1 protein-coding gene is annotated in these 1,951 nt (G+C 69.5%); it reads right to left on the reverse strand.

Going from position 1 to position 1,951, the window contains the following annotated elements:
• The coding region (locus tag CRD59_RS07485) for an RCC1 domain-containing protein (protein ID WP_407923132.1) at positions 1-1,951 on the reverse strand (1,951 nt) is incomplete at both ends.

Here is a 1,951-nt window from a genome sequence, read left to right on the forward strand (position 1 = left end):
GGTTGAGGGTGAATTGCCAGGCCTGCCATTGGGCGGTCAGGGTCATGTTGGAGGTGACGGGTGTGTTGAAGTCCCAGCTGCTGCCGTCGGCCTTGGCCCAGCCGGTCAGCCAGTGGTGTTCCCATTCGGGGTCCTGCGGCCAGCTGATGGTCTCGCCGTCCAAGGGGTGCTGGTCGGCGGGTGTGGGGCTGCTGGTGTGGCCGGCGGCGTCGCCCAGGCTGAAGCGCACGGTGTACGGGGTGGCGTACGTGTAGTGGAGGGTGACGCTGCCGGTGGTGGTGACGCTGCCGGCGATCACGTTGTTGTTGGCGTCCAGGCCTTCGTACCGGTAGGTGACGGTGACGTCGACCCTGCCGGGCGCGTGGGAGGGCAGGGTGATGTCCCAGACGCCGGTCCTGGGGTTGACGCTCCGGTCTGCGGCGCCGATTGTGGTGCCGTCCACGTCGACGCCGGTGATCGTGTACCGGGGCGAGGCCACACGCACAGGCGTGGGGTGGGGTCTCAAGTCGATGCTGCCATCGCCGAGCTGAAGCCACCGATTCGATCCCCAGCTGTAGGTGTGTCCGTGGTTGTCGATGGCGAGGCTATGGTCGCTGCCTGCGCTGATGGTAGTCCACGTGGTGTTGGGGTGACCAGCAGGGTCCTTGACGGGCGCGAGTGTGGGGCGGACGTTGCTGTCTGTGCTGCCGTTGCCGAGCTGGCCGTAGCCGTTTAGTCCCCAGCTGTATGCGTGTCCGTGGTTGTCGATGGCGAGGCTGTGCTGGTAGCCTGCGTCGATGCTGGTCCAGGTGGTGTTGGCGGCCGGGTCGGTCACGCGCGTGGGCGTGGGGTGGGGGTTGGTGTCGCTGCTGCCGTTGCCGAGCTGGCCGACGTCGTTTCGTCCCCAGCTGTATGCGTATCCGTGGTTGTCGATGGCGAGGCTGTGCTGCCAGCCTGCGCTGACGGCGGTCCAGTTGGTGTAGGGGTCCGGGTCGGTCACGCGCCCGGGCGTGTTCTTGTCGGCTCGGCTGTTGTCGCCGAGCTGGCCGTCGCCGTTTAGTCCCCAGCTGTATGCGTGTCCGTCGTCGCCGATGGCGAGGCTGTAGTAGTGGCCTGCGCTGACCTGGGTGAAGCGCACGCCGGCCGGTGTATGAACGCGCACGGGCGTGTTCTGGGTGATCCCCCATGCGGAGGTGGTGCCGTTGCCGAGCTGGCCCCACTGGTTGTCTCCCCAGCTGTATGCGTGTCCGTTGCTGTCGATCGCGAGGCTGTGGTAAGTGCCTGCGCTGATGGTGGTCCAGGTGGTGTTGGGGGCCGGGTCGGTCACGCGCGCGGGCGTGGGATGTGGGTTGTTGTCGCTGCTGCCGTTGCCGAGCTCGCCGTAGCTGTTGTATCCCCAGCTGTATGCGTGTCCGTCGTCGCCGATGGCGAGGCTGAAACCGCTGTGGTCCTCGACGTTATTGCCGCCTGCGCTGACCTGGGTGAAGCGCACGCCGGCCGGCGTGCGCACACGCACGGGAATGCTGCGGCCGTCGGTGGTGTCGTCGCCGAGCTGGCCATACCAGTTGTCTCCCCATGCGTAGGTGTTGCCGTCGCTGCCGATGGCGAGGCTGTGGCGGGCGCCTGCGCTGATCTGGGTGAAGGTGATGCCGCTGGCGGGTGGGGTGATTGTGGTGTGGGTGCCGGCCGTGTTGGCGGGGCCCTTGGTGGGGGAGAGGGTGAAGCCGTCTACGGTTTCACTGGTGGGTGTGCGGTTGAGGGGCGGGTTGGCGTGCGCCTGCCGGGCTGCCCCCCCCCCCCCGGTGGGGGGGGGGGGCGGGGCCTGGGCCGGGGCGGGGGCGCTGGGCGGGGGGTGGGGGGGCGGGGGGCGGGTGGGTGCGCGTCTGGGGGGGGTGCGCGGCGGGGGGGGGGGGTGGCGTGGCGTCTGGGTGGGGGGGTCGTCGCGCCGGGTGTGGTGTGTGCCTCGCGGGGG

It is taken from the genome of Bifidobacterium xylocopae (assembly GCF_003315615.1).
GTDB classification, from domain to species: domain Bacteria; phylum Actinomycetota; class Actinomycetes; order Actinomycetales; family Bifidobacteriaceae; genus Bombiscardovia; species Bombiscardovia xylocopae.